Genomic DNA, 17,686 nt, shown 5'->3' on the forward strand with positions numbered 1-17,686 from the left:
CTTTGTCCTGCTGCGAAAGCGGTTAGAGAGTGTAGTCACACGACGAATCCGGGGACCCGTCGCGTTCGGGATATTGGGAGGGGTGTTTGGCGCTCGGCGCTCTCATTGGCGCATACCAGGAGGATGATTCGGGCGGACTGGCGGCGCTCCTGCCGCTCGCTGGCCGGACTTTGCTCGAATATCAGGTGCGTGCCGTGTCTGCCGCGGGTGCGTCACCGATCATCGTACTTGTCGAACGCATCCCAGCCGCGCTCAACCAAGCATTCGATCGGCTTCGCGGCGAGGGCTTGAACGTCATCCCGGTCAGCGACGGCAGTGAAGCCGCGACCCGCTTTGAGGCCGGAGAACTGGTGCTTCTGATCGGTGATGGAGTCGCGCCGCCACTCGATCTCCTCATCGGGCTCGAAGCCGACGCCGAATCCCTCGTGGTGACGGTTCCAGATGATGAGCCGCATCAGGATTACGAGCGCATCGATGGCGCGAGCCGCTGGAGCGGTGTGGCACTGATCGAAGCGCGAATGCTTGGGGCAACCGCGGCCATGCTCGGCGACTGGGACCTGCCGTCGACGCTTCTGCGGCGCACGCTTCAGGACGGAGCGCGGCTGGTGCCTGTCGCGCCGGGCAGCGAACCCCTGCTGGCCCGGAATGCAGGCGAGCTTGCGATTTTTGAGCGCTCGTTGGTCGCCGCTTCCCGCGGTCCGTGTACCGATCTCGCTAGCCGTTTCGCGCTTCCGCTGGTCGAGGACTTCGCGACCGAGCGGCTAATGGAGACCAACGTCAGGCCGGTCTTACTGATCTACGCAGCGCTGATCCTCACGCTGGCAGGTGCGTTCGCGTTCACGCGGGGATGGCTTTGGACGGGGCTGATCGCTCTCGTCCTTTCCACGCCGCTCGATCTGATTGCTCGCCGCCTCGGCATTCTTCGGCTCCGGCCACTTGCAGAGAAATCTCTTTCACGGCGTCTATTGTGGCCCGCAGCCGGCCTCGCGCTGCTCGCGCTTGGCTGGTGGCAGGCACAGGCCGGATCAGGGTGGGGAGCGATGCTGGCTGTGGCGACCGGCTTAGCGTTCGCCCAGGCTTACGACCTGGAAAAGACAGGGTCGGACTTGCCGATGCCCGCCTGGCTTTTGTCACGCCGCAACGCGATCCTCGCCGGCCTGCCGTTCGCGATTGCCGGAGCGTGGACGGGTTATGTTGTTGGCGTGCTCGTATACGCCGCTATCTCGTTCTTCTTCGTGCAATATATTGTGCACCGCGTTCGGCCAGAATTGACGGCGCATTAACCTCAATCCGATAATGGCCGGGTAATGGCGCCAGACGAATGGCCGATCGCGACCCCGCCAGAGGATGATGGGGGTTATCCTGCGCGGCCCGCGGGGCGCCGCCGCTTGCCCACCGTGCGGAAGGATTTCTTTCTCGATCCCCGCGATCGACTGACGGAGCAGGAACGCGCCTTGATGACGGCGATGCTCGTCGAGCTGCTCGAGGCGATTGAAGAGGAAATTCGTGCCGCTCTGCCCAGCGGGCTGCTTCCGGCAAACGACGACGATAGCCAGCAATTGCTGCGGGACCTCACCGCCGCGGGCCTGATCGACCAGGCCGATTTGATCGCGCTTCTTCTCCGCCGTGCAGACGAAGAGCGCATTGCGAACGCGGTGCGCGGCCGATCCGCGCCGCGCGGGTCCTATCTGCAGGCGCTGATCGCCGATGAAAATGAGCGAGTTTCGGCGTCAGCCATGGCCCTGATCCTGGCGCGCGGGCGCCGCCGTAATCGCCTCGGACAGCCACGAATTGAATTTGAGGACTTGCCGGGGCCGCTGGCAAAGACACTGGCCTACGCGGTTGCAGCCGCGCTGCGGCAGCGAGTGGGGGGCGTCGCTTCCAAGGAAGGGCATGTGCCCTTCGGTCGTGCTGCCGCCCAGCTTTGCGACGGCCGCGACGCGGCGAAGGCCATCGACGGCCTTACGGCTGCTCTCGTGGCGGCTTTGAAGGATGCCGGACGGCTTCAGGAGCAATTGCTCGAGAATGCGGCGGAGGAGGGGGATGTGCCCTTCGTCGCCTACGCTCTCGGCGAGCTTGCAGGCCTCAGCGGCCCTGCTGGGTGGGATTATCTGGCGGACGGTGACGATGGGCGCCTGGTCCTGCTGCTCCGGCTGGCAGGTGTATCGCGCGAGTTCGCGGCGCGGTTGCTGGCGCTTCTTGGCGACCTGGTCGGCATCGGCGACCTCGGAACCGAGATTGCCCGCTTCGATGCACTCGACGAGGCGCAGGCGCGCTCCATGTGCGAATGGCTGAGGCTCGACCCCGCGTATCGCGCCGCGCTCAGGACGTTGGGAGCCTAGAGTGGCGACCGCACCATCCGAACGCGGACCCGTTCGTGGCCGCCTCGATGGCGAAGACCGTCTGATCTCGGCCGATCCTGAGCTCGTCACGCTTCAAACCGAAGCCGGATCGCACGTTGGATCGGAACTCGCGCTTCCACAGATTCTTTCGATCGCACGCCTCGCCCGGAAGCTGGGTGTCCCGATCTACCGGAACGCCTTGGCGGCGGGAGCCGACCAGGACGTGGAGATGGGCGTTCGGGCGATTCCCGATGGCAACGATGTCGACCTGACATTGGAGCGACTGGTTTATCGCCCCCCGGCCGCACCCCGGCTCGGGACCTTGGTGCCTCACGAGCAGCAGATCGATCTTGGCGGAGCGCCGGAGGAGTGGGCCACGAACGAGGATCTGTCGATCGTCTCGATCTCGCCGGGACTGGCCGAGAAACTTGGAACGACGCCTGAAGAAGCGATCGGCAAGCCACTGACACGCCTGCTGAAGCTGGAAGAGAATGAAGATGGCGAGCTGCCGCTGCTGTTGGCGGCGACGAGCCGCAGCGACTTCGATGGCCAGCGCGCGCGGCCTCGTCATGGAGCGGACGAGGTGCTGACCTTGCGCGGGACGCCGGTCAGCGCGCCCGATGGCCGCTTTGCCGGCTTTCAGGGTGATGTCGTTGGGGACTTCGATCGCCGCTCCGGCTCGAGCGTGGACTCGTCCGAGCTTGACCAGCTGATCGACGAGGCCCTGCGCTCGCCGCTCGATCGCATCATCGAGAGCGCGGACCGAATCGTTCAGCAGTCCGAAGGGCCGCTGCGCAGCGACTACGCCGACTATGCGGGCGACATCGCCGCCGCGGCGCGCCACCTGCTGTCGGTGATTCGCTCGATGAACGGGGAAGGCGAGGGCGAGCAGGACCGCGTCGATCTCGTCGCCCTCGGCACCGAAGCCGGCGGTATGTTAGAAACCACCGCCCATGCGCGCCGGGTAAGGATCGCGCTCGACCCGAGTGCGCCGATCGGCGCTCGCGGCGATTCTCGCGGGATTATCCAGATCCTTGTCAACCTGATCGGCAATGCCGTCCGGCATTCGCCCGCGGGCTCGACCGTGACATTGAGCTTCGAAAGCTCAGACGGAAAGGCCCAGGCTCACGTGATCGACCAAGGGCCCGGAATCGATCCGGCCGACCAGGAGCGCATCTTCGAGCGCTTCGAGCGCGTCAAAGGCGGCGAGGGCGGCACCGGCCTGGGTCTCGCCATTGCCCGCCGCCTCGCTCATTCGATGGGCGGAGACATCGAGCTGCAAAGCGCGCCCGGCGAAGGGTCGCGCTTCACGCTGATCCTGCCGGCAGCCTGACGCGGCTTAGCCGCGCTGGCCGACCGGAACGTACTCGCGCTGCGGCGATCCTACGTAGAGCTGACGCGGACGGCCGATCTTCTGCTCGGGGTCGGAAATCATCTCATTCCACTGCGCTACCCAGCCGACGGTGCGGGCAAGGGCGAAGAGGGCCGTGAACATGTCGGTCGGGAAGCCGATCGCCGACAGGATGATGCCCGAGTAAAAGTCGACGTTCGGGTAGAGCTTCTTCTCGATGAAATATTCGTCATTGAGCGCGATCTGCTCGAGTTCGCGGGCAACGTCGAAGACTGGATCGTTGACGCCGAGCTCCTTCAGGACCTCCTCGGCCGTCTCCTTCATCACCTTCGCGCGCGGATCGAAGTTCTTGTAGACCCGGTGGCCGAAGCCCATCAGCCGGAACGGGTCGTCCTTGTCCTTGGCGCGGGCGATATATTCCGGGATCCGCTCCGGACGGCCGATCTCGCGCAGCATATTGAGCGCGGCTTCGTTGGCGCCGCCGTGCGCCGGCCCCCACAGGCAGGCGATGCCCGAGGCGATGCAGGCGAAGGGGTTCGCGCCGGAAGAACCGGCGAGGCGGACTGTCGAGGTAGACGCATTCTGCTCATGGTCGGCGTGGAGGATGAAGATCCGACGCATCGCATTCTCGACGATGGGGTTGACCCGGTACGGCTCGGCAGGGACGCCGAACGTCATGCGCAGGAAATTCCCCGTGTAGGACAAGGAGTTGTCCGGGTAGAGGAATGGCTGGCCGATCGAATATTTGTACGCCATCGCCGCGATGGTCGGCATCTTCGCTATCAGGCGATGCGACGCGATCATTCGCTGCTCGGGATCGGTGATGTCCGTGCTGTCGTGGTAGAAGGCGGACAGAGCGCCAACGACGCCGCACATAATGGCCATCGGGTGCGCGTCACGGCGGAAGCCGCGATAGAAGGTCGCCAGTTGCTCGTGCACCATCGTGTGCCGGCTGATCGTGTAGACGAACTTGTCGAGCTCATCCTTCTTCGGAAGCTCGCCGTGAAGCAGGAGGTACGCGACCTCCATGAAGCTCGACTGCTCTGCGAGCTGGTCGATCGGATAGCCGCGGTGGAGGAGGATGCCCTTCTCGCCGTCGATGTAGGTTATCGCGCTGCGGCAGCTTCCGGTCGACGTGAACCCGGGGTCGTAGGTGAACATCCCCGTCTCGGCGTAGAACTTGCGGATGTCGACGACCTCAGGACCGACCGATCCTTCCAGAATCGGGAAGACGTGATTGTTGCCGTCGACTCCCAGGGTAGCGGTCTTATCGGTCATTCATTCGGCTCCAACATCTGATCGGCGATCCGCGCGAGGCTTTCGTCCCGGCCGAGCAACGCCAGCACATCAAAAATTCCGGGAGACGTCGTGCGCCCCGTGAGGGCAGCACGAAGGGGCTGGGCAACCTTGCCGAGCTTCAGTCCGCTACCCTCCGCGACCTCGCGGATTGCCGCCTCTAACGAGGGTACGTCCCAATCCGCAACCCGGTTGAGCGTTGCATGGATGGAGCTCAGCAACAGGCGCGACTCTGGCACGACCAAAGCAGTCGCCGCATCGTCGAGTTCGAGCGGCCGGGATACGAACAAAAAGCGAGCACCGTCAGCGAGTTGATTGAGATCGTGCGCACGAGCTTTGAGCTCAGGCATGGCCCGGATGAGAGGCTGCTTCTGATCTTCGGAGAGTCCCAGCTTCGGCGAAATCAGGTCCGCGAGCCGTGTGTCGTCGCTTTCGCGGATATAGTGGCCGTTGAGATTCTCGAGCTTCTTGAGGTCCATCCGCGACGGCGCCTTGCCGACATGGTCGATGTCGAACCATTCGATCGCCTGGTCGCGGCTGATGATTTCGTCATCCCCGTGTCCCCAACCGAGGCGCAAGAGATAATTTGAGAGCGCTTCCGGCAGGAAGCCGAGCTCGTCGCGATAGGCGTCGACGCCTAGCGCGCCGTGACGCTTGGAAAGCTTCGCACCGTCCGAGCCGTGGATCAGAGGGACGTGGGCATAAACCGGCTCCGACCAACCCATCGCGCGAACGATGGCGAGTTGCCGGAAGGCATTGTTGAGATGGTCGTCGCCGCGGATCACGTGAGTGACCCCCATGTCGTGGTCGTCAACGACCACCGCAAGCATGTAGGTCGGCGAACCGTCCGACCGGAGCAGGACGAAATCGTCGAGCTCGACGTTTTGCACCGCAACACGGCCCTGTACGCGGTCCTCGATCACCGTCTCGCCGTCGCGAGGTGCCTTAAGGCGAATGACGAAAGGCTTGTCGCCCTGGTCTTCCGTGCTGTCGCGCCACGGGCTCTCGATGCGGAAGGGACGTCGCTCGGCCTGAGCCTTCTCACGCTGCGCCGCCAGCTCCTCCTGCGTCATGTAGCAGCGATAGGCGTGCCCGCGCTCCAGCAGCTGGTGAGCGACTTCTGCGTGGCGAGCCCAGAATTGTGACTGGTAATATTCGTGGCCGTCCCAATCGAGACCGAGCCAGCTCATCCCGTCGAGAATGGCGTCGATCGCCTCCTTCGTGGAGCGCACCTTGTCGGTGTCCTCGATGCGCAGAAGGAATTTGCCGCCGTGATGGCGCGCGAACAGCCAGTTGAAGAGGGCCGTGCGCGCCCCGCCGATGTGCAGGAAGCCCGTGGGCGAGGGCGCGAAACGCGTGACGACGGTGCTACTCGAACTGTTCAAATTATCTCCGCTTGCGCTCGGGCGCGCTTTCTTCTTTTTTCGATTGTGCAATGCAACGGACGAGCGCCCCTAACATAGCGGGTGCGCCTCTTCCACAGCGTGCTCGGGGCTATTGGAAGGCGCGTATCAGCGCAACTCGCGGGGAAGTGGAAAGCTTCCTCGAGCGAGAGCGCGGCCAATTGCCCTTGTGGCTGGTCGCCGGCTTCGGCGCAGGCATTGCCGCCTGGTTTGCGTTGAGCGGGCCGGTCCAGTGGTCGGCGCTGCTGTTGCTCGCGTCTGGAACGGCGATTGGAGGCTTCGCCGTCGAGGGGGGACGGATCGAACGCGCGGTCGGCTGGCTGGGGCTGGCGCTTGCTCTAGGCTGCGCCCTGATCTGGCTGCGGTCGGGGTGGGTGCGAGCGCCGGTTCTCAAACGGCCAGTCGTGACGGAGTTCCAAGCATCCGTGGAGCGCGTGGAGCCGATGGCGGCAAAAGGCGACCTGCGGCTTTTGCTGCATCCCGTCGACTCAGCACTTCCGCCAACTGTCCGTGTGTCCATCAAGGCAGACGGAGCGCCGGAGGGCATCGTGCCGGGGGCAGGGATCCGCCTTCGCGCGCGGCTCGCGCCGCCACCCCCGATGGCTCTTCCTGGAACTCACGACTTCGCTCGCGATGCCTGGTTCTGGGGGATTGGAGCCGTGGGCCGGGCATTGGGGCCCATCGAAGTGCTTCGGTCCGCGGGGGCGAGCGGCCTTGATGCCGTTCGCGACCGGCTTGACAGGCACGTCCGCGAGCGACTCCCTGGGGCCGCCGGCACCATCGCGACGGCGTTCGTGACCGGAGACCAGAACGCGGTTTCGGACGAGGATGCGGATGCGATGCGCAGGAGCGGGCTTGCGCACCTACTGTCCGTGAGCGGACTGCACATTGCCGCCGCGATCGGAGCGGCGATGCTGCTTACGCTGAAGCTTCTATCGCTCAGCGAGCGGCTCGCGCTGCGCTTCAACCTCGTCCTCGTGTCGGCTGGGGCAGGGGCCGTGGCCGGCATCTTCTACACGTTGCTGACAGGCGCCCAGGTTCCCACCGTCCGAAGCTGCATCGCCGCTTTGCTGGTGCTGCTCGGCATTGCGTTAGGCCGGGAGGCGCTCAGCTTGAGGCTCGTGGCGGTGGGCGCGCTGGTTGTGCTCCTGATCCGGCCCGAAGCCCTGGCGGGACCGAGCTTCCAATTCTCCTTCGCCGCCGTGACGGCGATCATCGTCCTGCACTCCTCGCAATGGGCCAAGCGCCACCTCACACGGCAGGACGATGGGAGGATCGCAGGCTTCGGACGCATGCTGCTCGGCACTTTCCTGACCGGCCTGGTCGTCGAGGTCGCGCTGCTGCCCTTCGCACTTTACCACTTCCACAAGGCGGGACTGTACGGCGTCGGGGCCAATCTGATCGCCATTCCGCTGACAACCTTCGCTATCATGCCCCTCGAGGCCGCCGCGCTGCTGCTGGACGCGTTCGGCCTCGGAGCGCCGCTCTGGTGGCTCACCGGCAAGGCCATCGGGCTGCTGTTGTGGGTCGCCCACAACGTTGCCGACGCGCGCGGCGCGGTGGTGACGCAGGCAGGAATGCCGACATGGGCATTTGGGCTGATCGTGTTTGGCGGGCTCTGGCTCTGCCTGTGGACGAGCCGGCAGCGGCTGCTGGGTCTCATGCCAGTGTTCGTCGGCGCGGTCGCTGCATGGAGCACGCAGGCTTCCGACGTCCTCATCACCGGCGACGGGCGCTATCTGGCGATCGTCGCGCCGGACGGGCAGCCCATGATGCTTCGCGAGCGCAGTGGCGATTTCACACAGGATTTGATGAGCGAGGCGTCAGGATTCGACGATGTGCCCGGCCTGCTCGCGAGCGCCCCGTTCGGCACCTGTTCGAAGGACAGCTGCGTCGCGGTCATTCGGCGCGAAGGCCGGGAATGGCGCCTTCTCGCCACTCGTACGAGCACCCGCATCGATTGGGAGGCGCTTACCAAGGCTTGCGCGGACGCCGACATCGTCGTCTCGGACCGCCGTTTGCCATTGGGATGCGAGCCGCGCTGGCTGAAGCTCGATCGTCAGGCTCTTTCCCGAGCCGGAGGCGTCGCGCTCTATCTGGGTTCCGAACCTCGGGCGACGAGCGTTTCCGAGCGCTTGGGCGAGCATCCCTGGGCACTGACGGAACCGTGAAAATCCGCTATGCCGGTCGCCTTTGTGAAGGGGACGCGTATGCCAGAATATGTCATCGAGCGGGACATGCCGGGCGTAGGATCGCTGGGGCAGAGCGAGCTCAAGGGCGCATCGCAGACGAGTTGTTCGGTTCTCAAGGAACTCGGTCCTGAGATCCAGTGGGTGCAGAGCTACGTCACCGACGACAAGATCTATTGCATCTATCGGGCGCCGAATGAGGAGATCATCCGCGAGCATGCGCAGCGAGGCGGGTTCCCGGCCAACAGGATTTCGCAGGTCCGAAACGTGATCGATCCGACCACGGCGGAGTAGAAGTCAGGCGCGGGGGCGCCGCTCGGGACAGGGGGCAAGCCGATGGCGACGAGCATCGACATGTTCGCGTACCTGGCGGCGTTCGTCAGCATCATCCTTGCGCTTGCCGTAAGCGATCTCGTTCAGAGCTTTCACAAGCTGCTGAGAGCCCGGGGCCGGGTGAAGTGGAGCTTTACAGCCCTCATCGCGGCGGCGACCGTCTTCATGGCCATTCTCGAAGAGTTCTTCGGGCTCTGGCGGTTCACCGGTGTGGAGAGGTTCACCTACTTCGACTTGCTGACGCTGATCGTCCCCGCAATTCTTCTTTCGCTCGCGGCCATGACGGTTCTTCCGGATGATATTCCGGAAGAGGGCCTGGACCTCGCCCAGCACTACATGGCCAACCGAAGGCTGCTCTACCTGCTAACGACCTTGTGGGTCATCGGTGTTTTCGTGCGATTGATGGACCTATTCGAAGCAGTCGTGGGCCGGTCGGTCAGCGGTTTCGAGCTGGCCACGAAATTCCCCTGGCAGACGATACCCTTGCTCGCCATCTTCGGCCTGATGGCTTGGTCGAAGAGCATGCGTGTTCAGTTAGTTGGCTCGATCCTGGTCTTCATCCTAGTGAACAGTACGATCGTCTACCGCTCGATCGACGTCAGGCCTGCCGAGCTGCTTCAGCCTTAGTCTATTGGGCGGACTGCCAGACTGCGAGCTCGCTTCCCGACGGGTCGATGAAGTGGAAGCGCCGTCCTCCGGGGAAGGCGAAGATCGGCTTTGCGATCGTGCCGCCGGCCTTGGTTACTGCATCAAAGGCGGCTTCGAGATCGCCGACGCGGATGACCGGGAGAGGAGCGGAGAGCGCCTCTTCCGGCTGCCCGTTGAGCCCGACGTCCACGTCGCCCGTGGTCGTCGCGGAATAGTCAGGACCGTAGTCGGTGAACGCCCAAGCGAAAGCTTTCGAATAGAAAGCTCGGGTGAGCTCATGTGCCGTCGCGCTTGGGAGCTCGACGTAATCGATGCGCGCGGCCGCCATGTTAGTACCGGCGGATCAGGCCGGCCAGGCGACCCTGGATGCTGACACGGCCTTCGTCGTAGCGCTGCGGCTCGTATCGGGCATTCGCCGGATCGAGGCGGATCGTGCGGCCCTCGCGACGGTAAGTCTTGAGCGTCGCTTCCTCATTGTCGATGAGCGCGACGACGATCTCGCCATCGCGCGCTGTGTCGACCTTGCGGATGAGAGCGAAGTCGCCGTCGAGAATGCCTTCTTCGACCATCGAGTCACCCGACACCTCCAGCGCATAATGCTCGCCGGGCCCGAGCAACGCGGCGGGAACCGCAAAGCCTTCAGTGCCCTGCAATGCCTCGATGGGCGTGCCGGCGGCAATCCGGCCATGCATCGGGATTTCGATCGTGTCGTTCGCAGCCGCCTGGATGACCGGCCTCGGGGCATGGGCGGCAGGAGCCGCAGATTCCGGTACCTTCAGGATCTCAAGTGCGCGGGCCCGGTTGGGCAGCCGCCGGATGAATCCGCGCTCCTCAAGTGCCGAAATCAGGCGGTGGACGCCAGACTTCGACTTGAGGTCGAGCGCTTCGCGCATCTCGTCGAAGCTCGGACTGACGCCGGACTCGTTGAGGCGCGTATTGATGAACAGGAGCAGCTCGTGCTGCTTGGCGGTGAGCATTGCCAGCCATCCCCCTTGGAACAGACAGGGAACGTGTAGGCAACAAAATGAAGCCCGTCAAGCGGACGGTAGCGATACCGACTTAGCTTCCGCTGCCTGCCATTCGCGCCTTGGCTTCGGCAATGCCCTTGTCGTTGCGCTTGACCTTGGTCGCGTTGCGAACAGCGTTCAGGAACTGCATGCCGTATTCCTGCGAGAGCGTCTCAGACATCTGCTTCTGGGTGGAGCCGATCAGTCCCGGCTGCGCCATGGCGTTGCCCGGGATGATGTTGTTGAGCTTCACGACGTAGAAGCCTTCGCCCTGAGCGCCTGCGACTGTGCGGGTGGTGCCCTGCTTCATGCTGAACATGACGGCGAGGGGCGGGGGAACGCGGCCCTGGAACTGGGCGAGCTGCAACCTGCGCGCACGCACGGGCTCGACGCGGACGGGGACCTGAACGCCCGCCGTCGCCTGGGTGAGCGGAGCACGGGCCGCCTTGGCCGTGATCGAATCCGCCAGCTGCTTCGCCCGCTGCGAAGCCTGCGAGGCGAGCCAGTCCTGGGCAACGCGGTCGCGGATCTGCGCCAGCGGAGCCGGAGCGGCGGCAATCACCCGGGCAGGCGCCACGAGTGCGTATCCCGCATCGTTCGGCAGGGTCTCGACGACTGGCTCGTCCGATTCCGCCAGATCGAACCCGCTCTTCAGCGCGGGAGCGAGCTCCGCGGGGAGCTGGAAGCCGGGATCGGTCCGGGACTTGCCGTCGGATGTGATCGGCGGGGTCTCCATGACCTTGAGCTTGGCAGCGGCGGCCGCTTCGCTGAAGCTTGACCCGCCGTCGAGCGCATCCTGGACCTTGTCGACGAGGGCTTCGAGCGCCTCCTTGCGCTTGTCCGCGATCAGCTTGGCCGAGATTTCGGCGCGAGCCTGCTCGATCGTCTTGCCGCCCTCTCGGCGGATCTCGTCGACTTTCACGACGTGCCACGTGCCCTGATCCTGGATCGGACCGACGATCGCCCCCTGAGCTGCGCTGAAGGTGGCCGCGGTCGTCTTCGAGCCTGCCAAATCTGTGAATTCCTGGCGAGTTTGCGGCCCGACCGAGATGTCTGCCGCGCTAAGGCCCGCGGGAGCTGCGGCCGCTGCGAACGTCTGGCCGCTTTTCGCACGGTTGGCGATCGCCTGCGCCGCTGCCTGGTCGGCGACCACGGCCTGACTAATGACCCGCGTTTCCTTGGGGGCGTAAGCAGCCTGGTTCGCTTTGTAATATTCGGCGATCTCCGCGTCCGTCGGCTGGACGTTGGCGACCATCTCCGGGCCGATCTTGGCGATGCGCAGTACGCGCTGCTCGGGCACCACGTAGCGCTGCCGGTTCGCAGCGTAATATTTCTGTAGATCCGCGTCCGTGGCATTGAGCCCGGAGCGGAACGCCGCGGTCGGCACGAAGGCGACCTCACCCTCGCGGCCCTCGAGGAGAATGGAGGCATAGGGCGTGGCCATTCCGACCGGAGCGCGTGCGTTTACCGCAACCGGCGCGATCAGCAGCTGCTGCAAAAGGCCGTTGCGGATGATCGTGCGCACTTCCTCATCCGTCATGCGCTGCTGCGCCAGGAACTGCGCATAGGCTTGCTCGCTGAACTGGCCGTTCAGGCCTTTCGTGCCGGGTAGCGTCGCGATCTGCGCGTCGACAAGCCGCTTCGACAGCGAGAAACCGTTCTTGTTCGCGAAGGATTCCAGCGCCTTGGCGTCGATCAGCGCGTTGAGAAGCGGATCATAGTCCTTCATGATCGCGGAATAGTCCGCGGCCGGGTTCTGCTGTCGCACCTGCGACAGACGATGCTCCATCGCCCTGCTGACCTCACGCTCGGTGATCCGCTCGGACCCGACCTTCGCAAGCGTGTCGGGGCTGCCGAAACCGCCGCCTCGAATGATGCTCTGAATGTCGCCGAGCGCGAAGCCGACCAGGATCAGAACAAGGATCAGCACCATGATGGACGTGCCGACCGTCGATTTCGACAGGCGGCGGAATGAAGCAAGCATGAAGGTCTCTTGTGAGGCCGATAGGGAAAGGCCGCTTTAGGTGGGGTTCAACGGGTCATCAAGCGCCGCTTCCAACAGCGCGTGCGCCCCGCTACGAGCCCGTACTTCAACTTCGCGAGGAATTGCATGACGCGGCGGATGTACGTGGTGGGCAACTGGAAGATGCACGGCGTGGCCGAGGATATTCCTCAGATCCAGGCCATCGCCGAGGGAGCGAAGTCGTATCCGGGCGTCGATGTTGCTCTGTGCGTGCCCTCGATCCTGATCGAACGCGCGGCTCGCGCCGTTCCCGGCTTTCCGATCGGAGCGCAGGACGTCCATTTCGCCGAGAAGGGTGCGCACACGGGCTGCGTCTCCTCCGCCATGCTGCGCGATGCGGGTGCGAAACTGACGATCGTCGGTCACTCGGAACGCCGCGAAGGCCAGCATGAGAGCGACGAGGAAGTCCGGTCGAAGGCCAAGGCCGCGCTCGCCGACGACCTCTCAGTCATTCTTTGCGTCGGCGAAAGCCTCGCCATCCGCGAAGCCGGTACAGCCGTTATGACGGTTCAGGCGCAGCTCGACGCGTCTCTGCCCGAGGGAGCCGTCGGTTCGGTCGCCACCCGTCTGGCCGTCGCCTACGAGCCCATCTGGGCGATCGGAACGGGCAAGGTCGCGTCGCTGGCCGACCTTGGTGAGATGCATGCGGCCCTGCGGGAGCGCCTGCTGGTCGCTTATGGCGATGCCGGCCGCGAAGTGCGCATCCTGTATGGTGGGTCGGTGAATGCATCAAACGCGGCGGAGATTTTCGCGGTAGAGGATGTCGATGGAGCCCTGGTCGGCGGCGCCAGCTTGACCGCGGACAAGTTCCTTCCGATCGTGGAAGCCGCAGCAGCGATTCACCGTTGAGATTCCGGGCCTTGTCGCCCTGTTCAGCTTTCAATCAGCCTTGCTTTGACAGTCCAGTAGCGAAGCTATGGGAAAGGAGACCATGAAACTCGTTCTTCGTTCGATTGCGGTCCTGTCGTTGACCGTTGCGGCGCCGATCGCGCCTTCTTTCGCCCAGACCGCCGGCCAGCAGGTCGTTGACACGAGCGGCGCAGCCGTCGGCACGGTCGTCCGCGTGGACGGCGGGAATGTCGTCGTGAAGACCGACAAGCATGAGGTTGCGCTTCCGAAGACCAGCTTCACTGCTAACGAGGGCAAGCTCCTGTTCGGAATGACGCAGGCGCAGCTCAATGCGGAAGTCGAAAAGAGCCAGGCCGAAGCGGCCAAGGCGATCGCACCGGGCGCGGCGGTGAAGGGCAGCGACGGCGCGGCCGCCGGCACGATCGACGCGGTCGATGCCGACACGGTCACGATCGAGCTCGCCTCGGGTGCCCTCGTCCGCGTCCCGCGGTCGGGTATCGCAGCCGGCAACGGCGAGGTCGTCGTCGGCCTCACCGCAGCGGAGCTACAGGCGAACGCTCCGGCCGCGGAAGCAAAGCCGGAAGGCAAGTAAGCTCCCGGCATTGAAACGGCGGCCATCGACAGCTAGATGGCCGCCGCACCTCCCGAAAGGCCGTCATGTTCAAGTTTCTTCTGATCGTTCAGACGCTCGTTGCCGCATCGCTCGTCAGCGTCATCCTGATGCAGCGCTCGGAAGGCGGCGGCCTCGGTGTCGGCGGCAGCTCCTCGGGTTTCATGACGGCGCGCGGCGCTGCCGACTTCCTGACGCGATCGACGGCCGTCCTCGGCGGACTTTTCATCGTCCTGTCGATCCTGCTCGCGGCGATTGCGGGCGCCTCGCGTGAGCCAGCAAAGGTCGACACGTCGCTGGTCAACCAGGTCGCCCCCGCGCAGCAGCAGCCGCAGCAGGGTGCTCCGGCTCCGTCGACCCAGCCGGCCACCACGCCCGCTGGTCCGACGCAGAACCAGAACGCACCGGCCGTTCCGCTGGCGCAGTAAGGCTCAAGCCAACTTTTTTTCGTTGGGCGGGTTGCGCGGTCGCGCGGTTCGCCCCTAAGCCCCGACTCCCATGGCGCGGTTCATTTTTGTCACCGGCGGCGTGGTCTCATCGCTTGGTAAGGGTCTCCTTTCAGCCTCTCTCGGGGCTCTCCTTCAGGCGCGTGGCTACAAGGTCCGCATTCGTAAGTTCGACCCGTATCTCAACGTAGATCCGGGCACGATGTCCCCGTACCAGCACGGCGAGGTCTACGTGACCGACGATGGCGCGGAGACCGACCTCGACCTCGGCCACTACGAGCGCTTCACCGGCGTTTCGTCGCGCCAGTCGGACAACATCACCACCGGCCGCATTTACCGCGACATCATCGCGAAGGAGCGCCGCGGCGACTATCTCGGTGCGACCGTGCAGGTCATCCCGCACGTCACGAACGCCATCAAGGAATTCGCGCTCAGCGATATCGACGGTTGCGATTTCGTCATCTGTGAGATCGGCGGGACGGTCGGCGACATCGAGAGCCTTCCCTTCATCGAATCGATCCGGCAGCTCCGGAACGACCTTGGACGCGGCAATTCGGTCAGCGTTCACACGACGCTGGTTCCCTGGATCGCGGCCGCGGGCGAGCTCAAGACCAAGCCGACGCAGCAGTCGGTGCGCGAAATCGCCAGCCTCGGCGTGCAGCCCGAAGTGCTGCTGTGCCGCTGCGACCGACCGCTGCCGGAATCCGAGCGCGAGAAGATTGCGCTGTTCTGCAACGTCCGGAAGACGGCGGTCATCCCGGCGCTCGACGCGCGCAATATCTACGACGTGCCGCTTCAGTATCATGAAGCCGGTCTCGACGATGAAGTGCTCTATGCCTTCGGGATCGAAGACGCGCCTCGGCCGGATTTGAGCCGCTGGAACGAGGTGATGGACGCGATCGACCATTACGACAGCGAAGTCACGATCGGCGTGGTCGGGAAGTACGTCGGGCTTCCCGACGCCTACAAGAGCCTTCGCGAAGCGCTCATCCACGGCGGCATCGCCAACCGCACCAAGGTCAACATCCAGTGGCTGGACGCGGAAATGTTCCAACATCCCGACGCCAAGCTCGCCGAGGAGCTCGAGCCACTGCACGGCATCCTCGTTCCCGGCGGCTTCGGCGAGCGTGGAAGCGAAGGCAAGATCGCGTCGGTCCAGTTCGCCCGCGAGCGCAAAGTGCCCTTCTTCGGCATCTGCCTCGGCATGCAGATGGCGTGCATCGAGGCCGCCCGGAACCAGGCGGGGATCAAGGAAGCATCCACGACCGAGTTCGGCGAGACTTCGGAACCGGTTGTCGGCCTCATCACCGAGTGGATGAGCGCGGAGGGCCTGCAGGAGCGTGCCGCCGGTGGCGACCTTGGCGGAACGATGCGTCTCGGCGCCTATCCGGCGAAACTCGACGGCAATAGCGTCGTCCGTGGCGTCTACGGTCAGGACGAGATCAGCGAGCGCCATCGCCACCGCTACGAGGTCAACATCCACTACAAGGACGCACTCGAGAAGGGCGGCCTCGTGTTCTCCGGGATGTCGCCTGACGGCCGCTTGCCGGAAATCGTCGAGCGTCCGGACCACCCATGGTTCATCGGGGTCCAGTTCCACCCGGAACTGAAGAGCCGGCCGTTCGAACCGCATCCGCTCTTCGCCGGCTTCATCGGTGCCGCGCTGAAGCAGTCGCGGCTGGTCTAGGGGAACATCCGCCCCTAACGTGGCGGATCGACGCGGATTCTGATAGAACGAGTCAGTTCTTCGATGGGGAGAACCGGCATGCGTTATCTGACGATTGCACTTGCGGTCACAACGGCCGCCATCAATCTTCCGTTGCCCGGCACGTGCGGCGCCTGGGTCCCGCAAACGAATGGGATCAGCTGGCGGATGTGCGCCAATCAGCAGAACAGCTTCTACTGCGAAATGAAGAGGGGCACTCGTGTCTCTCGGATGCAGTGTCCGTAAGTTTGCTCGGCTGATCGGCTAGGTTTCACGGAACACGTCGAAGCCCGCGAGGGTTGGGCGCGCGAAAGGACGCGCTCATGCTCGCAACCATCGCCATTATCCTCATCGTTCTGTGGCTCGTCGGCCTCGTCGCCTTCAAGACGGTGGGCGCTGCGATCCACATCCTCCTGCTGATCGGCGTGATCATGCTGGTGCTGCACTTCGTTCGCGGGCGCAGGGCGGTCTAGTTCAGCCGTTGCGGCTGCGGGAAGCGGCCCCTAAATCGGCGGCATGACGAACACCATTTCCACCCGCGTCGCGATTCTCGGGTCGGGCCCGGCAGGCCTTACGGCGGCCATTTACGCCGCTCGGGCCGGTCTTTCGCCCATCGTGATCCAGGGCATCCAGCCCGGTGGTCAACTCACGACCACCACCGACGTAGAGAACTATCCCGGCTTCCGTGACGTCATTCAAGGGCCGTGGCTGATGGAGGAAATGCAGGCGCAGGCCGAGCATGTCGGAACGCGCATGGTGTGGGATCACATTTCTGCGGTCGACCTGCGGAGCCGTCCGATTCGCCTGACCGGCGACAGCGGCACGCAATATTTCGCCGATACGTTGATCATCGCCACTGGCGCTCAGGCGAAGTGGCTCAACTTGCCGTCCGAAGAGCATATGAAGGGCAGGGGCGCGTCCGCATGCGCGACCTGCGACGGCTTCTTCTACCGCGGGAAGCGGGTCGCGGTCATCGGCGGCGGCAATACGGCGGTCGAGGAAGCGCTCTACCTCACGAACCATAGCCATGACGTCACGCTGATCCATCGCCGCGACAGCCTTCGCGCCGAGAAGATCCTGCAGGACCGTCTGTTTGCCAATCCACACATCAAGATCATCTGGGATTCGGAAGTCGCCGAATTCGTTGCCGGCGGTGAACCCGAAGCGCTCGTCGGTCTCGACATCAAGAACCGGCTCACGGGGGAGGTTAGCCGCATTCCGGTCGAGGGCGCTTTCGTCGCAATCGGCCACAAGCCCGCTACGGAGTTGTTCGCCGATCAGCTCAAGCTCGACAGCGATGGTTACATCGGGGTCGAGACGGGGACGACGCGCACCAGCATTCCGGGCGTGTTCGCCTGCGGTGACGTCATGGACAAGATTTACCGCCAGGCGGTGACTGCCGCTGGAACGGGCTGCATGGCCGCGCTCGACGCTGAAAGGTATCTGGCGGCGCAGGAATTCGAGGCGCTGGCCGCCGAATAGAC

Annotated in this window: 17 protein-coding genes; 12 read left to right on the forward strand and 5 right to left on the reverse strand. The window is 64.4% G+C overall.

The features are described from left to right. Positions 1–86 precede the first annotated feature (86 nt). From LZ016_RS03590 to LZ016_RS15630, 3 genes are read left to right on the forward strand one after another with little or no spacing between them, the layout of a single operon-like run. Positions 87–1,283 carry a glycosyltransferase family protein gene (locus tag LZ016_RS03590; protein WP_241445894.1) on the forward strand — a complete coding sequence of 399 codons (1,197 nt, stop codon included), beginning with the start codon at positions 87–89 and terminating at the stop codon, positions 1,281–1,283. 24 nt (positions 1,284–1,307) lie between these two features. Next, a complete protein-coding gene (locus LZ016_RS03595; RefSeq protein WP_241445895.1) occupies positions 1,308–2,342 on the forward strand; it encodes a DUF2336 domain-containing protein in 1,035 nt (344 codons plus the stop codon). Position 2,343: 1 nt separating this feature from the next. Continuing rightward, positions 2,344–3,675 (forward strand): sensor histidine kinase, encoded by a 1,332-nt coding sequence (locus tag LZ016_RS15630; RefSeq protein ID WP_241445896.1) that lies wholly within the window; start codon positions 2,344–2,346, stop codon positions 3,673–3,675. 6 nt (positions 3,676–3,681) lie between these two features. Here the strand turns inward: LZ016_RS15630 and LZ016_RS03605 are convergent, their stop codons facing one another. Both LZ016_RS03605 and gltX read right to left on the reverse strand, forming a co-directional pair. Beyond that, entirely contained in the window at positions 3,682–4,971 is a 1,290-nt protein-coding gene (locus tag LZ016_RS03605; protein ID WP_241445898.1) for a citrate synthase, read from the reverse strand. After that, complete coding sequence (gene gltX, locus LZ016_RS03610; protein ID WP_241445900.1) at positions 4,968–6,374, reverse strand: glutamate--tRNA ligase; 1,407 nt, start codon at positions 6,372–6,374, stop codon at positions 4,968–4,970. The genes LZ016_RS03605 and gltX overlap by 4 nt, the downstream gene beginning before the upstream one ends. Before the next feature lie 146 nt (positions 6,375–6,520). Here gltX and LZ016_RS03615 point away from each other — a divergent pair, with 146 nt between their 5' ends. From LZ016_RS03615 to LZ016_RS03625, 3 genes are read left to right on the forward strand one after another with little or no spacing between them, the layout of a single operon-like run. Next, positions 6,521–8,563, forward strand: a complete 2,043-nt coding sequence (locus LZ016_RS03615) for a ComEC/Rec2 family competence protein (RefSeq protein WP_241445902.1) — start codon at positions 6,521–6,523, stop codon at positions 8,561–8,563. 39 nt (positions 8,564–8,602) lie between these two features. After that, entirely contained in the window at positions 8,603–8,875 is a 273-nt protein-coding gene (locus LZ016_RS03620) for a DUF4242 domain-containing protein (RefSeq protein WP_241445904.1), read from the forward strand. Between the two features lie 42 nt (positions 8,876–8,917). Next, on the forward strand, positions 8,918–9,541 hold the full coding sequence (locus tag LZ016_RS03625) for a hypothetical protein (RefSeq protein WP_241445906.1): 624 nt from the start codon (positions 8,918–8,920) through the stop codon (positions 9,539–9,541). A 1-nt stretch (position 9,542) separates the two neighbouring features. Here the strand turns inward: LZ016_RS03625 and LZ016_RS03630 are convergent, their stop codons facing one another. The 3 genes from LZ016_RS03630 to LZ016_RS03640 form a co-directional block, all read right to left on the reverse strand. Further along, complete coding sequence (locus tag LZ016_RS03630; RefSeq protein WP_241445908.1) at positions 9,543–9,890, reverse strand: VOC family protein; 348 nt, start codon at positions 9,888–9,890, stop codon at positions 9,543–9,545. A gap of 1 nt (position 9,891) precedes the next feature. After that, positions 9,892–10,539 carry a transcriptional repressor LexA gene (gene lexA, locus LZ016_RS03635; protein ID WP_241445909.1) on the reverse strand — a complete coding sequence of 216 codons (648 nt, stop codon included), beginning with the start codon at positions 10,537–10,539 and terminating at the stop codon, positions 9,892–9,894. Between the two features lie 82 nt (positions 10,540–10,621). Beyond that, positions 10,622–12,553, reverse strand: coding sequence for a peptidylprolyl isomerase (locus LZ016_RS03640; protein WP_241445910.1), 1,932 nt, complete (start codon positions 12,551–12,553; stop codon positions 10,622–10,624). Positions 12,554–12,679: 126 nt separating this feature from the next. Here LZ016_RS03640 and tpiA point away from each other — a divergent pair, with 126 nt between their 5' ends. From tpiA to trxB, 6 genes are all read left to right on the forward strand, one after another. Continuing rightward, the gene (gene tpiA, locus LZ016_RS03645; RefSeq protein ID WP_241445911.1) at positions 12,680–13,441 is read left to right on the forward strand and encodes a triose-phosphate isomerase; all 762 of its coding nucleotides are present in this window, start codon (positions 12,680–12,682) and stop codon (positions 13,439–13,441) included. A gap of 82 nt (positions 13,442–13,523) precedes the next feature. Continuing rightward, the gene (locus LZ016_RS03650; protein ID WP_241445912.1) at positions 13,524–14,033 is read left to right on the forward strand and encodes a preprotein translocase subunit YajC; all 510 of its coding nucleotides are present in this window, start codon (positions 13,524–13,526) and stop codon (positions 14,031–14,033) included. A 65-nt stretch (positions 14,034–14,098) separates the two neighbouring features. Further along, positions 14,099–14,479 (forward strand): preprotein translocase subunit SecG, encoded by a 381-nt coding sequence (gene secG, locus LZ016_RS03655; protein ID WP_241445913.1) that lies wholly within the window; start codon positions 14,099–14,101, stop codon positions 14,477–14,479. Between the two features lie 70 nt (positions 14,480–14,549). Continuing rightward, positions 14,550–16,184, forward strand: coding sequence for a CTP synthase (gene pyrG / locus LZ016_RS03660; RefSeq protein ID WP_241445914.1), 1,635 nt, complete (start codon positions 14,550–14,552; stop codon positions 16,182–16,184). Positions 16,185–16,525: 341 nt separating this feature from the next. Next, the gene (locus LZ016_RS03665; RefSeq protein ID WP_241445916.1) at positions 16,526–16,675 is read left to right on the forward strand and encodes a lmo0937 family membrane protein; all 150 of its coding nucleotides are present in this window, start codon (positions 16,526–16,528) and stop codon (positions 16,673–16,675) included. A gap of 43 nt (positions 16,676–16,718) precedes the next feature. Beyond that, a complete protein-coding gene (trxB, locus tag LZ016_RS03670) occupies positions 16,719–17,684 on the forward strand; it encodes a thioredoxin-disulfide reductase (RefSeq protein ID WP_241445917.1) in 966 nt (321 codons plus the stop codon). The last annotated feature ends 2 nt before the right edge of the window (positions 17,685–17,686 follow it).

It is taken from the genome of Sphingomonas telluris, from assembly GCF_022568775.1.
Lineage (GTDB): Bacteria > Pseudomonadota > Alphaproteobacteria > Sphingomonadales > Sphingomonadaceae > Sphingomicrobium > Sphingomicrobium telluris.